Source organism: Edaphosphingomonas laterariae (assembly GCF_900188165.1).
Lineage (GTDB): Bacteria > Pseudomonadota > Alphaproteobacteria > Sphingomonadales > Sphingomonadaceae > Sphingomonas_E > Sphingomonas_E laterariae.
The window spans coordinates 161,859-176,240 of record NZ_FZOS01000002.1; the positions used below are offsets into that span (position 1 = coordinate 161,859).

The 14,382-nt window shown below is 66.5% G+C and carries 14 protein-coding genes; 12 read left to right on the forward strand and 2 right to left on the reverse strand.

What is annotated here, in order from left to right; translation table 11 throughout:
- Window positions 1-32 precede the first annotated feature (32 nt).
- The 9 genes from CHB74_RS03175 to CHB74_RS03215 all read left to right on the forward strand — a co-directional run bounded on the left by CHB74_RS03175 (window position 33) and on the right by CHB74_RS03215 (window position 10,089).
- Window positions 33-692, forward strand: coding sequence for a DUF1013 domain-containing protein (locus tag CHB74_RS03175; RefSeq protein WP_179220707.1), 660 nt, complete (start codon window positions 33-35; stop codon window positions 690-692).
- Window positions 693-821: 129 nt separating this feature from the next.
- On the forward strand, window positions 822-2,762 hold the full coding sequence (locus tag CHB74_RS03180) for a TonB-dependent receptor domain-containing protein (protein WP_179220698.1): 1,941 nt from the start codon (window positions 822-824) through the stop codon (window positions 2,760-2,762).
- Window positions 2,763-2,922: 160 nt separating this feature from the next.
- Window positions 2,923-3,981, forward strand: a complete 1,059-nt coding sequence (locus CHB74_RS03185; protein ID WP_089218163.1) for an efflux RND transporter periplasmic adaptor subunit — start codon at window positions 2,923-2,925, stop codon at window positions 3,979-3,981.
- Between the two features lie 3 nt (window positions 3,982-3,984).
- The gene (locus CHB74_RS03190) at window positions 3,985-7,107 is read left to right on the forward strand and encodes an efflux RND transporter permease subunit (RefSeq protein WP_089218164.1); all 3,123 of its coding nucleotides are present in this window, start codon (window positions 3,985-3,987) and stop codon (window positions 7,105-7,107) included.
- A 42-nt stretch (window positions 7,108-7,149) separates the two neighbouring features.
- Entirely contained in the window at window positions 7,150-7,704 is a 555-nt protein-coding gene (locus CHB74_RS03195; protein WP_089218165.1) for a TspO/MBR family protein, read from the forward strand.
- A 31-nt stretch (window positions 7,705-7,735) separates the two neighbouring features.
- Window positions 7,736-8,029 (forward strand): accessory factor UbiK family protein, encoded by a 294-nt coding sequence (locus CHB74_RS03200; protein WP_089218166.1) that lies wholly within the window; start codon window positions 7,736-7,738, stop codon window positions 8,027-8,029.
- A 114-nt stretch (window positions 8,030-8,143) separates the two neighbouring features.
- Window positions 8,144-8,653 carry a type III secretion system chaperone family protein gene (locus tag CHB74_RS03205; protein WP_089218167.1) on the forward strand — a complete coding sequence of 170 codons (510 nt, stop codon included), beginning with the start codon at window positions 8,144-8,146 and terminating at the stop codon, window positions 8,651-8,653.
- 45 nt (window positions 8,654-8,698) lie between these two features.
- Window positions 8,699-9,517, forward strand: a complete 819-nt coding sequence (proC, locus tag CHB74_RS03210; RefSeq protein ID WP_089218168.1) for a pyrroline-5-carboxylate reductase — start codon at window positions 8,699-8,701, stop codon at window positions 9,515-9,517.
- 92 nt (window positions 9,518-9,609) lie between these two features.
- Entirely contained in the window at window positions 9,610-10,089 is a 480-nt protein-coding gene (locus CHB74_RS03215; protein ID WP_245842576.1) for a hypothetical protein, read from the forward strand.
- Between the two features lie 67 nt (window positions 10,090-10,156).
- Here CHB74_RS03215 and CHB74_RS03220 read toward each other — a convergent pair whose 3' ends face one another.
- On the reverse strand, window positions 10,157-10,813 hold the full coding sequence (locus CHB74_RS03220; protein WP_089218170.1) for a hemerythrin domain-containing protein: 657 nt from the start codon (window positions 10,811-10,813) through the stop codon (window positions 10,157-10,159).
- A 105-nt stretch (window positions 10,814-10,918) separates the two neighbouring features.
- Between CHB74_RS03220 and CHB74_RS03225 the strand changes: the two genes are divergently transcribed.
- The 3 genes from CHB74_RS03225 to bfr all read left to right on the forward strand — a co-directional run bounded on the left by CHB74_RS03225 (window position 10,919) and on the right by bfr (window position 12,931).
- Window positions 10,919-12,148, forward strand: coding sequence for a DUF418 domain-containing protein (locus CHB74_RS03225; RefSeq protein ID WP_089218171.1), 1,230 nt, complete (start codon window positions 10,919-10,921; stop codon window positions 12,146-12,148).
- A gap of 34 nt (window positions 12,149-12,182) precedes the next feature.
- On the forward strand, window positions 12,183-12,353 hold the full coding sequence (locus tag CHB74_RS03230) for a (2Fe-2S)-binding protein (RefSeq protein WP_089218172.1): 171 nt from the start codon (window positions 12,183-12,185) through the stop codon (window positions 12,351-12,353).
- Between the two features lie 95 nt (window positions 12,354-12,448).
- Window positions 12,449-12,931 carry a bacterioferritin gene (bfr, locus tag CHB74_RS03235; protein ID WP_089218173.1) on the forward strand — a complete coding sequence of 161 codons (483 nt, stop codon included), beginning with the start codon at window positions 12,449-12,451 and terminating at the stop codon, window positions 12,929-12,931.
- A gap of 76 nt (window positions 12,932-13,007) precedes the next feature.
- Here bfr and CHB74_RS03240 read toward each other — a convergent pair whose 3' ends face one another.
- Window positions 13,008-14,333 carry a hemolysin family protein gene (locus tag CHB74_RS03240; RefSeq protein ID WP_089218174.1) on the reverse strand — a complete coding sequence of 442 codons (1,326 nt, stop codon included), beginning with the start codon at window positions 14,331-14,333 and terminating at the stop codon, window positions 13,008-13,010.
- Window positions 14,334-14,382 lie beyond the last annotated feature (49 nt).

Consider the following 14,382-nt stretch of genomic DNA (forward strand, 5'->3'; position numbering starts at 1 on the left):
TCTGGAGGGATGTTTCCGTGGCCCAGCCGCTTATGCCCCATGCGACCGCTTCGTGGCTCGTCGACAATACGGCGCTCAGCTTCGAACAGATCGCGGCCTTCTGCGGCCTCCACATCCTGGAAGTGCAGGCGATCGCCGATGACATGGCGGCCACCAAGCTCACCGGTCGCGATCCCGTCCGTGCGGGTGAACTGACCATGGCCGAGATCGAGAAGGGCCAGGCCGATGCCAATTACCGGCTGGTCATGCTCAAGGGCCCGGAACAGGTGCGCCGTACCAAGGGGCCGCGCTACACGCCGGTTTCCAAGCGGCAGGACAAGCCGGACGGCATCGCCTGGATCATCCGCAACCATGCCGAGGTGTCGGACGGCCAGATCAGCAAGCTGATCGGCACCACCCGCACCACGATCGCCGCGATCCGCGATCGCACGCACTGGAACATCGCCAACATCGTGCCCAAGGATCCGGTGACGCTGGGCCTGTGTTCGCAGCGCGAACTGGACGCCATCGTCGCCAAGGCGGCGAAGGCGGCGGGCATCGAGGCGCCGGTCGACAGCCGTCTGGAAGGCGATCGCGAGGCGCTGATCGACGCGCTGCGCGCCGAGCGTGAAGCCGCCGCCCGCGCCGCCGATGCCGCGCTTTCGGGCGAGGGTGACGACAGCGCCGGTTTCGTCGATCCGTTCAAGAAATAAGCAAGGCCGGGGCGGCGCTTAGCCGTCCTGTTCGGGCCGGCGGCGGGGTGATGGTTCCGCCGTCTGTCGAACCGGGTTTGCGGTTCGTCGATTAAGGGCGCGATTGCCTGCCTGGCGATGCCAGCAGGGATGATGCTTCCCAGAACCCATCGTTCGCTACCGCTTGGCGCGCTTTCCATCCTGTTTCTGACCGATCCGGCGCTGGCCCAGCGCACGGGGGACAATGCCGTAACGGCGGCGGAAGATGCCTTCGGCACCAGCATCGGCAATGAACAGCTTGGTCTGTACGGCCCCAATCAGGTGCGCGGGTTCAGCCCGGTCGATGCCGGCAATGTGCGTATCGAGGGCCTGTATTTCGACCAGCAGGCGGGGTTGACCGATCGCCTGATCGAAGGGTCCACCGTGCGCGTCGGCCTGACCGCGCAGGGCTATCCCTTTCCTGCGCCGACCGGCATCGCCGATTATCGCCTGCGCAAGGCGGGCGACAAGGCGATCACCAGCATCGTCGCGACGGGCGGCCCATATGAGACGATGAGCCTGGAGGTCGACGCCAAGCTGCCGATCGACGGCGAACGCTTCGGCATTGCCGGCGGCTTCGGCATCTATCGCGAAGAAACGCATTACGGCTCGACGCCGGATTATGAGAATTTCGCGATCATCCCCACCTGGCGCCCGGCGCCGGGCGTCGACATCACCGCCTTTTTCGGCCAGCTCAACTTTTCCGATGAAGAACCTGAGACGCTGGTCTTCACCAGCGGCGATCATGTGCCGCCGCGCGTGCCTCGGCTCGATTATACCGGCCAGCCCTGGGCGGAGGCCAAGGGCCACAACCGCAATTACGGGCTGATCGCCAAGGCGCCGATTGCGGGGTTCGACGTGCAGGCGTCCCTCGTCCGGTCCGACCGCAAGGTCGATATGGGTTTTGCCGACCTGCTGTTCGGCGTCGACGAGGAGGGCAATGCCGCCGACCGCGTGATCATCGCCGATGCCGACAATCGCTATCGTTCGACATCGGGCGAAGTGCGCGTGTCGCGCAGCCTGGCCGAGAATGACCGGCGCCACACCATTCACCTGATGGCGCGCGGCCGCGATCAGAAGCGGCGCTATGGCGGCGCCGACGTGATCTCGCTCGGGCCCACCCGCTATACGGTCAAGGATTATCGCCCCAAGCCGGATTTCGTGTTCGGCCCCGACACGCGTGACGAGGTGCAGCAGACCACCTTCGGCGCCGGCTATGAACTGCGCTGGCGCAATGTCGGCGAACTGGGCATCGGTATCCAGAAGACCGATTATCGCAAGCGGATCGACGATCCGGCCGGGCCGCTGCCCGAATCGCGCGACAAGCCGTGGCTCTATTCCGTCACCGCCGCCGCCTATCTGACGCCCACGATCGCGCTTTATGGCGGCTATGTGCGCGGGCTGGAGGAAAGCCCGGTCGCGCCCGACAATGCGGTGAACCGCAACGAGGCCCCGCCGGCGATCCGCACCCGCCAGGCCGATGCCGGCGTGCGCATCGCCATCACGCCCGCGCTGAAGGCGGTGGCCGGCGTGTTCGAGGTGGTGAAGCCTTATTACAATGTCGATACCGCCCAGCGTTTCCGCCAATTGGGCGACGTGCGCCATCGCGGCGTGGAATTGTCGCTGGCGGGCGAGATCGTGAAGGGGTTGAACGTGGTCGCCGGCACGGTGTTCCTCGATGCCAGGATCAGCGGCGAGGAGGTGGATGCGGGGCTGATCCGCAACCGCCCGACCGGCGCGATCGAGCGTAACAGCCTGCTCAGTGTCGACTGGCGGCCGCGCGGGCTGGATCGCTGGTCGTTCGACGCGGTGTTCGAAAGCGTCGGCGATCGCATTGCCAGCGCCGCGCCGGGCAGCGATCTCGTCGTCCCGCCGCGCACCGCGCTGGCGCTGGGCACGCGCTATCGCTTCCCGATCGGAAAATCGCCCGCAGTGTTGCGCGCACAGCTAGGAAATATTCTGAATACATTCGGCTATGGCGTGGGCGACAGCGGATTCTTCGTCTACAATCTGCCACGACGCTTCACGCTCAGCCTCACCGCGGATCTGTAACGGGGCTGGGCACGTTCATGTATCAAGCGTGAAATATTCCACGGGCCCGACCGTGCCATAAGCAGGATGCAGCGCGTGGGGTTGCGCGGCCAGACCTGCAGCGGCAGGGCCCGATCAATGACGTATGGCAGCTTTGACAGCGAGATCTAACCGGACCCCGATGCGACATTTCCTATTGCCCGCCCTTGCGCTGACGCTCGTTTCCTGTGGATCGGGCGAACCGAAAGGTGGCGCCCGCCAGGCGCCGCTCGTCACCGCCGCGATCGTCGCGCCGGCCCGCTTCGTCGATCGCATCGAGGCGGTGGGCACCGCGCGCGCCAATGAACAGGTGACGCTGTCCGCCCCGGTGACGCAGCGTATCGAGCGCATCAACTTCCAGGATGGCGGCTATGTGTCGCAAGGCCAGGTGATCGCGGTGCTGGCGGCGGGCCAGCAGAATGCGCAGCTGGCCGATGCCCGCGCCCGTGCGCGCGAGGCCGAACAGCAGCTGACCCGGCTGAACGCGCTCAAGGATCGCGGCTTCGCCACCAATGCCAGCGTCGACGCGCAGATCGCGGCCGCCGCCTCGGCGCGCGCGCAGGCGGCCGAAGCGATCGCGTCGATCGGCGATCGCGTGATCCGCGCGCCTTTTGCCGGCTATGCCTCGCTCCGCACGGTTTCAGCCGGCGCGGTGGTGACGGCGGGAACCGAGATCGCGACGATCAGCGATATTTCGCAGATCAAGCTGGACTTCCCGGTGCCCGAAACGATGCTGTCGTCGGTGGCGCAGGGCCAGCCGATCGTCGCCAAGGCGGCGGCCTTTCCCGACACGCCGTTTCGCGGCACGATCGCCACGATCGACCCGGTGGTCGATCCGGCGACGCGATCGGTGATGGTGCGCGCGGTGCTGCCCAATCGCGATCTGGCGCTGAAGCCCGGCATGTTGCTGACCGTGGCGATCGAGGCCAAGGCGCGGACCGCGCCGGCGGTGCCCGAGCTTGCGGTTGTCGGCCAGGGGGCGGATCGTTTCGTCTTCCTGATCGGTGACAATGACAAGGTAAAGCGCGTGCCGGTGAAGGTGGGCGTGCGCGACAGCGGCATGATCGAGATCGTGGAAGGCCTGAAGCCGGGGCAGAAGATCGTCGGCGAAGGCATCGTCAAGGTGGCCGACGGATCGACCATCCGCACGGCAGGCGCGAAGGAAGGGCAGGCCACCAAGCAGGCTTCGGCGGAGAAGTAAGCGATGTTGCTCTCCGATGTGTCCGTCAAGCGACCCGTTTTCGCCGCGGTGATGGCGATCCTGCTGACCATCGTCGGCACGGTCGCCTTCTTCACCCTTTCGGTGCGCGAATATCCCGACGTCGATCCGCCGATCGTTTCGGTGGAGACGACCTATACCGGCGCCGCCGCCAATGTGGTGGAAAGCCGTGTCACCCAGCTGATCGAGGAACGGCTGGCGGGCATTGAGGGCATCCAGACGATCACGTCGCGGTCGCGCGACGGCCAGTCCGACATTTCGGTGGAGTTCACCCCCGGACGTGACATCGATGCCGCCGCCAATGACGTGCGCGATCGCGTGGGCGGCGTGGCGGACGATCTGCCCGATGACGCGCTGCCGCCCGAAATCCGCAAGGTCGATGCGGACGCCCAGCCGATCCTGTGGTTCACCCTGTCGGCTCCGCCGGGATGGTCGCGCATCCAGCTTTCCGATTATGTCGATCGCGTGCTGGTCGATCGCTTTTCGGCGATCGACGGCGTGGCGCAGGTGCGGATCGGCGGCGAGGCGCGGCCGGCGATGCGCGTTTGGCTCAACCCCGAAAAGCTCGCCGCGTTCAGCCTGACGCCGGGTGACGTGGAATCCGCGCTGCGCACGCAGAATGTGGAGCTTCCGGCCGGCCGCATCGAGGCGCAGAGCCAGAATGTCACCGTGCGCGTGAACCGCCCGTTCCAGACCGCGGCCGAGTTCGGCCAGCTGGTCGTCGGGCGTGGGGCAGGCGGCTATCTGGTGCGCCTGTCCGACGTCGCGCGTGTCGAGGAGGCGCCTGAAAATCTTTATTCCTCGTTCCGCGCCAATGGCGAAACCGGGGTCGGCATCGGCATCATCCGCCAGTCGGGCGCGAACACGCTGGCCGTGGCGGATGCGGCCAAGGCGGTGGCGGCGCAGATGCGCAAGAACCTGCCGGCGGGCATGACGATGGAGACGGGGACGGACAGCTCGCTGTTCATCTCGCGCGCGATCGATGCCGTCTATCACACCATGGCCGAAGCGGCCGTGCTGGTGGTCGCGGTGATCTTCCTGTTCCTCGGCAGCTGGCGCGCGACGTTGATCCCGGCGGTGACGGTGCCGATCTGTTTGCTCGCCACCTTCGCCGTGCTCTGGTTCCTTGGCTTTTCGATCAACCTCTTGACGCTGCTGGCGCTGGTGCTCGCGATCGGCCTTGTCGTCGACGATGCGATCGTGGTGCTGGAAAATGTCTATCACCGGATCGAGCAGGGCGAAGACCCGCTGGCGGCGGCCTATCTGGGCACGCGACAGGTGGGTTTTGCCGTCATCTCGACCACGCTGGTGGTGTGCGCGGTGTTCGTGCCGGTGATGTTCATCGCCGGCCAGTCCGGCCTGCTGTTCCGCGAGCTGGCGGCGGCGATGATCGGCGCGGTGGCCTTTTCGGGCTTCCTGGCGCTGACGCTGGCGCCGATGCTGTGTTCCAAGCTGCTGCGCAACGAAGAACGCGGCCGGCTGGCGCAATGGGTGGACGATCGCTTCCGCCGGATCGAGACGGGCTATGCGACCGTGCTGGAACGCGCGCTCGGCCGCCCGCTGCTCGTGCTTGGTGGCGTGGGCGCGCTGCTGGCGGGGGCGGCGGGGCTGTTCCTGACCTTGCAGTCCGAACTGGTGCCGACTGAGGATATCGGCATCATCACCATGCAGCTCAGCACTGCCGAAGGCACCGGGTTCGACGAACTCGAACGCCAGATGGCGCAGGTGGAAAAGATCGTCCTGCCGATGGTGGGCGACGGCGTGATCCGCCGGGCGATCACCCGCGCGCCCGCCAGTTTCGGCGCGACCGAGGATTTCAACAGCGGCGCGATGACGCTGTTCCTGAAGCCGTGGGAAGACCGCGACGTCAAGACGCAGGATGTGATTGACGAGATCAACGCCAAGCTGCGCGATCTGCCGGCGATGCGCGGCAACGCCACTTCGCCTTCGTCGCTGGGCGGCGGGCGCGGGCAGCCGCTCAACTTCGTCATCGCGGGCGCGAGCTATGAGGAACTGGCGCGGGCGCGCGATCGCATCCTTGCGGCGGCGGCGGACAATCCCGGCATCATCAACCTCGATTCCGATTATAAGGAAACCAAGCCGCAATTGCTGATCGACGTGAACACGGCGCGCGCCGGCGATCTGGGCGTGTCGGTGGATGCCGTCAGCCAGGCCCTGCAGACGCTGATGGGATCGCGCCGCGTTTCCACCTATGTCGATCGGGGCGAGGAATATCGCGTCATCGTCCAGGCCGATCCGTCGGGCCGCAAGGTCGAACAGGATCTCGGCCGCGTCTATGTCCGTTCGATGTCGGGCCAGCTGGTCCCGCTCGCCAACCTCGTCACCGTGCGCGAAAGCGCGGACGCGCGTGAACTCGGCCGTTTCAACAAGATGCGCGCCATCACGCTTTCGGGTGGCCTGGCGCCGGGCTATTCGCTGGGCAAGGCGCTGACCTTCCTGGAAGAACAGGCCGCCGCCTCGCCCGAGGTGACGGCCGTCGGCTATCGCGGCGAAAGCCATGCCTATAAGGAAAGCGGCGGATCGATCCTGATCGTGTTCCTGCTGACCATCGTCATCGTCTATCTGGTGCTGGCGGCGCAGTTCGAAAGCTTCGTGCACCCCGGCGTGATCATCACCACCGTGCCGCTGGCCGTGGCGGGTGGCGTGATCGGCCTGGCGGTGATGGGCCAGACGCTCAACCTCTACAGCCAGGTCGGCATCGTCATGCTCGTCGGGCTGGCGGCCAAGAACGGCATCCTGATCGTCGAATTCGCCAACCAGCTGCGCGACGAGGGCGTCGCCTTCATCGCGGCGATCCAGCAGGCGGCGGTGCGGCGTCTGCGGCCGATCCTGATGACCTCGATCGCGACGGTCGCGGGCGCCGTGCCGCTGATGATCGCCAGCGGCGCCGGTGCGGCCGCGCGTCGCGCGATCGGCGTGGTCGTCGTCTGGGGCGTCAGCATCGCGACGATCTTCACCCTGTTCATGATCCCGGTGCTCTATGTGCTGATGGCGCGGCGCACGGGTTCACCGCTCGCCGTGACCCGCAAGCTTGAAGCGGCACTGGAAAATGGCGGCGGACCGGGGCACAGTCAGCCGGCAGAGTAAGCGGCCGGGGGCGGCCGCCTTTTTGGGGGGAATGAGCCAGGAATGGGCCAGATCGCTTCGCAGTCGCAGCTTCGCATGGGTTTGATTCGCTGGGCGATCGTGCTCGTTCCGCTGGTTCTGATGCTCGGCATCGGATCGGGCTGGCTGTCCAATTCGGGTTACCGCAACCCGTGGTTCGTGGCGCTGGCCAAGCCCGCCTTCATGCCGCCGGGCTGGGCGTTTCCGGTGGCGTGGACGATCCTCTATGTGCTGATGGGTTTCGCGCTGGCGCTGATCGTGGCGGCGCGCGGCGCGCGCGGGCGCGAGGTGGCGATCGCGCTGTTCGCCGTCCAGCTGCTCCTGAACCTCGCCTGGTCGCCCTTGTTCTTCGCCGCGCATCAGGTGACGGCCGCACTGGCGCTGATCGCCATCCTGACGCTTGTCGTTACCGTAACGATATGGCGTTTCTGGCGCATCCGGCCGGTGGCGGGGCTGCTTCTGCTGCCCTATCTCGGCTGGCTGATCTTCGCTTCGGCCCTCAATTATGAGGTGATGCGGCTTAATCCCGATGCGGAATCGCTTGCACCCGGGCGCGCGCGCACCCAGATCAGTCTTTGATTCGGACACGCGCACGGGAGCGCCAAGCGACATGCAATCTGAGAACCGCATTTTCGACGATCTGGTGAAGGTGCTGAACGGCGCGGCGGGCACGCTGGCCGGGATGGGCCGCGAGGCCGAGGCCACAGCCCGTGAGCGGGCGAAGGAGTGGATCGGCGGGCTCGATTTCGTCAGCCGCGACGAGTTCGAGGCGGTGAAGGCAATGGCCGCCGCCGCGCGCGACGAGGCTGATGCACTGAAGGCGCGGCTCGACGCGCTGGAGGCGGGTTCTGCCAAGCCCAAGACAGCAAAGGCGAAGCCGGGTGCGGATGCCGCCGACGCTTAACCTATTTCATCCACAGCTTTCTGACGCATTGGCGCCCGGGCCGAAGGCCCGGGCGCTTGCCACTTGTGGCGCACGGGTTCACCCTGGCCTCGCAACGCCCGTGGGGAGGGGCATATGACCGTAGATGATTTCGAGAGCGGCCGGGACGCCAGCGCCCCGATCGAGATGCTCGAACAATATTTCGCCGCCCACGGCTGGAACCATGAACGCAATGGCGACGAGGAGATCGTGGCCACCTTCCAGGGCAGCTGGGCGCAATATGAGCTGCGCGCGGTGTGGCGCGAGGAAGATCGCGTGCTCCAGTTCCTGGCGCTGCCCGATATCCGCGTGCCCGCCGACAAGCGGCTGACGATTTACGAAACGATCGGCCTGATCAACGAACAGCTGTGGATCGGCCATTTCGAAATGTGGGCGTCGTCCGGCATGCTGCTGTTCCGCCACGCCACCTTGCTCGAAAACGGGCAGGAATCGGTGCTGACGATCGAACAGGCGGAAACGCTGGTCGAAGCCGCGATCGACGAGTGCGAGCGTTTCTACCCGGTGTTCCAGTTCGTGCTGTGGGCCGACAAGAACCCGCAGGAAGCGATTGCCGCCGCCCTGATCGAGACGCAGGGCGAGGCCTGAGCCGGGCGTTCGATCGCGCCGGCGGGACGATCTGGAGGATATTGCGTGTCTGAACTTCTGGAAGGGCCGCTGTGGCTGGTCGGGGCCGGCAATATGGGCGGCGCCATGCTGCGCGGCTGGCTGGCGGCGGGCGTCGATCCGCGCCAGGTGATCGTGATCGATCCGGCGGCGAAGGATCTTCCTGAAGGCGTGATCGCGCTGCCCGCGCCCCCGCCCGATGGCGCGGCGCCTGCGGTGCTGGTGCTCGCGGTGAAGCCGCAATTGCTTGATGTCGTGGCCCCGGGGATCGCCCCCGCGCTGGAACGTGAAACGCTGCTGGTGTCGATCCTCGCCGGGGTCGAGGTCGCGTCGCTGCGCCAGCGTTTCCCGCATCCGGCGGGCGTGGTGCGGGTGATGCCGAACACGCCGGTGGCGATCGGCAAGGGCGTGATGGCGCTCCACGGATCGGGCCTGTCGGCGGACGCCGCGGCGCTGGCGGAACGGCTCACCCGGCCGTTGGGGCTGGTCGAATGGATCGAGCGCGAGGATCAGTTCGATGCGGTGACGGCGCTGTCCGGCTGTGGCCCGGCTTTCCTGTTCCGTTTCATCGACGCGATGGCCGATGCCGGTGCGGCGCTGGGCCTGCCGGCCGATCAGGCCGCGCGGCTGGCGGTGGCGACGGTGGAGGGCGCAGCCCTGCTCGCCGCCCGGTCGGATGAAAGCCCCGCCATCCTCGCCGATCGCGTCGCCAGCCCCGGCGGCAGCACGCGCGAGGGGATGAACGTGCTCGACAAGGACGGCGCGATCCGCGACCTCCTTGCCCGCACGCTTGCCGCTTCCGCCCGCCGCAACGCCGAGATGGCCGCCGCCGCGCGCGGCGAGTGACGCTTGCTCGGGGCGATTGCCGACGTCCCCACCCAATGCGCCCGTCATGCCCATGCGATTGACTTCGCCGCGCTGCCGGCGAAGCTGTGGCGATGGGGAGTAATGCGCTTATGGTGAAGCCGATCGTCCTGGGCACGCTGATCGCCGGCACGCTCGATCTCTTGTCCGCCTTTCTGTTTGCCGGGATGGCGGGGATGCCGCCGATGGCGGTCCTCCGTTTCGTTGCCAGCGGGCCGTTCGGCGAAGTGCCGACGGCGACGGCCGGTTGGGCGATCGTCGGCACGCTCGTCCATTTCGGCATCATGGCGATGATGGTGGCCGCTTATATGATGGCGGCACCGCGCATGCCCGCGCTGCTGCGGCATCCGATCGCCGCCGGCATGGCTTATGGCGTGCTGCTGTGGCTGGTGATGTACTGGCTGGTGCGGCCGATGCGCTGGCCCGATATGCCGTTGCCGCACACCGCCTGGGGCATCGCCAACCAGCTATTCTCGCACTGCATTTTGGTTGGCATTCCGATCGCGCTGATCGCCGCGCGCTTCTGGCGGCGCCCGGCGTTCGCGACGGCCTAGGCTTTCCCCACGCCAATGCGGGGCTCAGGGGCTGATCCGCGAAGCCCCTGAGCCCCCGGCAGCCGGATCAGGCGAGCTTGAAGCCCTCCCAATTGGCCGCCGAAGTGAGTGTCTTGTTATTTTCCTCGGTCAATGCGGCGTGGAGCTTGGGGAAGATGTCCCGCTCCTCCTCGCGCATATGGGCTTCCGCCATGATACGGAACTCCGCCAGCTCCATGGCGAATTGGGGCGCATCCTTGGCCATGCGGTCGAGCATGAACAGGTGCTGCTTCACATAGCCATGATCGTGGTTGAGCTTGTCGGCATCGGCCTTGTCGCCCCATTCGCGGAGCGCCGGGTAGATCACCGTCTCCTCGGTGAAGGTGTGCTTCTCCAGCGCGCGGCGTAGCTGGCCGAGCAGGATGGCGCGCCGGCGCGGATGGCTGCTGTCGGTGGCCTGCAACTGATCGAACAGCGCCAGCGCGGCGCGATGTTCCGCTTTCACCGCCTCGAACCAATCGCCCGCCAGCGCCGATGGTGCCTGCATCGCCGCCCGCCGGCCGAGATTGGCGAGCAGGCCGGTGGCCAGCCCCGCCGCCGCCACGCCCAGCACGGTCGCGGTGCTGGCGCCGGCATGATCGCGATTTGTGCTGGCGGCCCGGCTGCGCGGCGCGCTGCGGCGCTGTGGCGCGGTGTTGGCCGGCGTGGTCGTGCGGCTACGATTCTCCTGTGCCCTGGTGGCCATGTGACGCTCCTGTGGCTTTATGGGGAAGGGGTTGCACGAAGAACCCTTCGCCGCCGCGCCTGTTCCGCGGTTGACCGCGCCTGCGGGGCGGGACATGGCGGCGACATGCCTGCCTCACCGCCGCGCCTGATATCGCTCGATGGCCTGCGCGGGCTGGCCGTGATGGGCATCCTGCTGATGAACATCGCCGGTTTTGCGCTGCCTGCCGCCGCTTATTTCAACCCGCTGGCCTATCGCCCGGCGGGCCCGGCCGAACTGGCGCTATGGGCGATCGAGTTCGTGCTGGTCGATACCAAGATGCGCGCGCTCTTCTCCTTGCTGTTCGGCGCCAGCCTGCTCCTCGTGCTCGATCGCGCCCGCGCCGCCGGCATGGACAGCGAACGCGCCCATTTCCGGCGGATGGGCTGGTTGGCGCTGTTCGGCCTGATCCATTATTATCTGATCTGGCATGGCGATATCCTGCTGCTCTACGCCGTGGTCGGCTGCGCGGCATGGTTCTTCAGCGAGGCATCGACGCGCGATCTGATCCGCTGGGGGCTGTTGCTGATCGCGCTCCAGTGCCTGATCTTCATCGCCCTGTTCGTCGCCATCACGCTCGACGGGCCGGGCAGCGAAGGCTGGCGCGCGGTGCAGGAGGAATTCGGCGTGCCCGCCGCTGCAACCATCGCCCGCGACCTCGCGCTTCATCGCGGCAGCTATGCCGGGCTGGTCGCCCACCGGCTGTTCGACGCGGGATGGCTGCCGCTCACCCAGATCCTGCTGTTCGGATGCGAGACGCTGGGGTTGATGCTGCTTGGCATGGCGGGGCTGCGCAGCGGCTTCCTGACCGGTGGCTGGGGCCGCATGCGCTATCTGCGCGCCGCCGCGATCGGCTATGCGATCGGCCTGCCGCTTACCCTGCTGGTCGCGTGGCTATGCTGGCGGAGCGGTTTCGATGCCCGGATGATCCTGGCCGCCGCCTTTCCGCTCGGCGTGCCGGCCCGGCCGTTCATGCTGCTCGGCCATGCCGCGCTGGCGCTTGCCTGGCTGGCCGGGCCACCGTCGCCGCTGCGGACCAGGGTAGCGGCAGCGGGGCGAGCGGCCTTCACCAACTATCTCGGCGCCAGCCTGGTGATGACGGCGCTGTTCTATGGCTATGGCGCGGGCCTCTACGGCACGCTCGGTCGCTTTGCGCTGTTGGGGGTGGTGGCTGGCGCCTGGCTGCTGATGCTGCTGTGGAGCAAGCCGTGGCTGGGCCGATTCGCTTATGGCCCGTTGGAATGGCTGTGGCGTTCGCTGGCCCGTGGCAAAATGCAGCCGATGCGAAAGTTGGATATTGCGAGGCACTCTCAGTAGCTGCTATCAAGGCTTCGACAGATGGAGAGCGTTGATGGTCGTTTGCGTTTGCAATGCGATTCGCGAGAAGGATGTCCGGGCTGCGGCGCGGGAAGGCCATAGCTCGCCTTGCCAGGCCTATGCTTCGCTCGGCCGGCGCGCGCGGTGCGGCCAATGCGTGCCATTCGCACGAGAAATCATCGCTTCGGAACGTGCGACTGCGTAACGCTCTCAACTAAAAACTGGCGGATTTCCGCCATTTTCCAGTGATTTCCAAAGTCATTCCGGCTATAATCCCGCCCGTATAGCCGGAGATTTATCATGAAGGGCGACCCCAAGGTCATCGATTATTTGAACGAGGTGCTCAAGAACGAGCTTACCGCGATCAACCAGTATTTCCTCCATTATCGCATGCTCGAACATTGGGGCGTCAAGAAGCTCGCCAAGTTCGAATATGGCGAATCGATCGACGAGATGAAGCATGCCGACAAGCTGTCGGAACGCATCCTCTTCCTCGACGGCCTCCCCAATTTCCAGCTGCTCGGCCGGCTCAAGATCGGCGAGACGGTGGAGGAAATCCTGCAGGCCGACCTCGACCTCGAAAATGAAGCGATCCCGCTGCTGCGCGAGGCGATCGTGCATTGCGAGCAGGTACGCGACTTCGTGACGCGCGATCTGCTGCTCCACATCCTCGACAGCGAGGAAGAGCATGTCGATTCGCTGGAGAAACAGTTCGACATGATCGAACGCATGGGCATCCAGAACTACATCCAGCTCCAGTCCGAACCCGCCAGCGACAGCTGAGCCCGGACATGAACCATCGGGGGGAGCGCGCCCTGCTCCTCCCGTTCGGCCGCCTGGCCGGCGGCCCTATCGGCGCTTAATCGTCGCCACCATCGGCGGACGTCGCCAGCAGCTTGTCGATCTTGCGGCCGTCCATGTCGACGATCTCGAACCGCCAGCCATCGGCGTCGAACGCTTCGCCCACCGTGGGCAAATGCTTGAGCACCGACAGCGCGAAGCCCGCCGCGGTCGCATAATCGCGATCTTCCGACAGCGTGATGCCCAGCCGCTCGGCCATCATGTCCGCGGGCGCCGATCCCGACACCAGCCAGCTCCCATCCTCACGCTCGACGACGGGCGGATCGGTGCCTTCCTCCTGATCCGAGGCGAATTCGCCCGCGATCGCCGACAACAGGTCGGCGGGCGTCACCACGCCTTCGAAATGGCCATATTCGTCATGGACCAGCGCCATCGGCACGCCCGCTTCACGCAGCGTTTCGAGCGCGTTCATCGCATCCATCTGATCGGGCACGATCGGCGCGTCGCGCATCAGCGCGCGCACGTCGATCGCCCGCCCGTCGAGCAGGGCGGAAACGATGTCGCGCGCCTGGACCACGCCGACGATCGCATCCACCGATCCTTCGGCCACGGGCATCCGACTGTGCGGCATGGCGAGCAGCCGATCGCGGATCGCCTGCGGATCGGCGGTCGCGTCGATCCATTCGATCTCGGTGCGCGGCGTCATCACCTCGCGCACCGGCCGGTCGGCCAGCCGCACCACCCCCGAGATGATCGCGCGCTCGCTTTCCTCGATCACGCCCGCGCTCGATGCTTCCGCGACGATCAGGTGCAGTTCTTCCGCCGTGACATGATTTTCGGATTCGCGGCTGAGACCGATGATGCGGAAGATCAGCGCGCTCGACCGATCGAGCAGCCACACCACCGGCGCCGTCACCCGCGACAGCCACAGCATCGGCAGCGCCACCGTTGCCGCGATCGGTTCGGGCGAGCGCAGCGCGAACTGCTTGGGCACAAGCTCGCCCACGATCAGCGAGGCGAAGGTGGTGAGCGCGATGACGAGGCCGAAGCCGATCTCGCCGGCCGCCGCCGGCGGCACGCCGAGCAGCGCCAGCCGATCGCCCACCGGCCCGCCCAGGCTGGCGCCCGAATAAGCACCGGCGAGAATGCCGATCAGGGTGATGCCGATCTGCACGGTGGACAGGAAGCGGCCGGGTTCGGCGGCCAGATCAAGCGCGCAGCGCGCGCCCTTGCGCCCGGCCCGCGCCATCGCCTCCAGCCGCGGCTTGCGCGCGGATACGATGGCCAGTTCGGACATGGCGAAAACGCCGTTGAGCGCGATCAACGCGAGGATGATCACGCAATCGGCCCAAGGAAACGGTTGAAGGGGAATATCGGGCGGCATGGCGCTTCAACCCCATAGAACGGAATCTTGCTGGCCGACAACAAGTTCA

Excerpts from the sequence above, each read along its gene's own strand:
- CHB74_RS03175 (WP_179220707.1), top strand. The coding sequence starts at position 33 with ATGCCCCATGCGACCGCTTCGTGGCTCGTCGACAATACGGCGCTCAGC.
- CHB74_RS03180 (WP_179220698.1), top strand. The coding sequence starts at position 822 with ATGATGCTTCCCAGAACCCATCGTTCGCTACCGCTTGGCGCGCTTTCC.
- CHB74_RS03185 (WP_089218163.1), top strand. The coding sequence starts at position 2,923 with ATGCGACATTTCCTATTGCCCGCCCTTGCGCTGACGCTCGTTTCCTGT.
- CHB74_RS03190 (WP_089218164.1), top strand. The coding sequence starts at position 3,985 with ATGTTGCTCTCCGATGTGTCCGTCAAGCGACCCGTTTTCGCCGCGGTG.
- CHB74_RS03195 (WP_089218165.1), top strand. The coding sequence starts at position 7,150 with ATGGGCCAGATCGCTTCGCAGTCGCAGCTTCGCATGGGTTTGATTCGC.
- CHB74_RS03200 (WP_089218166.1), top strand. The coding sequence starts at position 7,736 with ATGCAATCTGAGAACCGCATTTTCGACGATCTGGTGAAGGTGCTGAAC.
- CHB74_RS03205 (WP_089218167.1), top strand. The coding sequence starts at position 8,144 with ATGACCGTAGATGATTTCGAGAGCGGCCGGGACGCCAGCGCCCCGATC.
- CHB74_RS03215 (WP_245842576.1), top strand. The coding sequence starts at position 9,610 with ATGGGGAGTAATGCGCTTATGGTGAAGCCGATCGTCCTGGGCACGCTG.
- CHB74_RS03220 (WP_089218170.1), bottom strand. The coding sequence starts at position 10,813 with ATGGCCACCAGGGCACAGGAGAATCGTAGCCGCACGACCACGCCGGCC.
- CHB74_RS03225 (WP_089218171.1), top strand. The coding sequence starts at position 10,919 with ATGCCTGCCTCACCGCCGCGCCTGATATCGCTCGATGGCCTGCGCGGG.
- CHB74_RS03230 (WP_089218172.1), top strand. The coding sequence starts at position 12,183 with ATGGTCGTTTGCGTTTGCAATGCGATTCGCGAGAAGGATGTCCGGGCT.
- bfr (WP_089218173.1), top strand. The coding sequence starts at position 12,449 with ATGAAGGGCGACCCCAAGGTCATCGATTATTTGAACGAGGTGCTCAAG.
- CHB74_RS03240 (WP_089218174.1), bottom strand. The coding sequence starts at position 14,333 with ATGCCGCCCGATATTCCCCTTCAACCGTTTCCTTGGGCCGATTGCGTG.